1 protein-coding gene is annotated in these 468 nt (G+C 68.6%); it reads right to left on the bottom strand.

The features are described 5' to 3' along the window. Positions 1 to 468 (bottom strand): undecaprenyl-diphosphate phosphatase (locus JWG43_RS20750; protein WP_275888508.1); only part of this gene is annotated, 468 nt, incomplete at both ends.

The following is a 468-nucleotide window of genomic DNA, read 5'->3' as shown; positions in this document are numbered from 1 at the left end:
CCCGGGACGAGGGCCATCGCCTGCGCGAGACCGAAGTACAGCGCGTGGCGCGGGGTCAGCTCGTCGAGGGTCCGCGTCTTGCGGCCGACCTTGTCGGCCCAGCCGAGGATCAGACCGAAGACCACGAGCATCAGCGCGATGAGGTAGAGGTTGCGGAAGTTCTGGTCGATCGCGCTCTCGAGCAGCAGACCGAGGACCACGATGGGGATCGACCCCAGCCCGATGAACCAGCCCATCCGTGCGTCGTGGTTCTGCGACCCCATCCGCTCGCGCCAGCCCGTGCCGTCCGCGCCGCGCAACGCCTTCCACCAGGCTGTGCAGATGGTGACGATGTCGCGCCTGAAGTACAGCAGGACCGCGGACTCCGTGCCGATCTGGGTGATCGCCGTGAAGGCCGCCCCCGGGTCGTTGGAGCCGATGAGGTCGCCGACGATGCGCAGGTGCGCGCTCGAGGAGACGGGCAGGAAC

The sequence above is a fragment of the Desulfobulbus alkaliphilus genome, assembly GCF_016918545.1.
Classification (GTDB): Bacteria; Desulfobacterota; Desulfobulbia; order Desulfobulbales; family Desulfobulbaceae; genus Desulfobulbus; species Desulfobulbus alkaliphilus.
The sequence above is the reverse complement of the archived record's forward strand: the minus strand, read 5'-3'. Positions and strand labels throughout refer to the sequence as shown.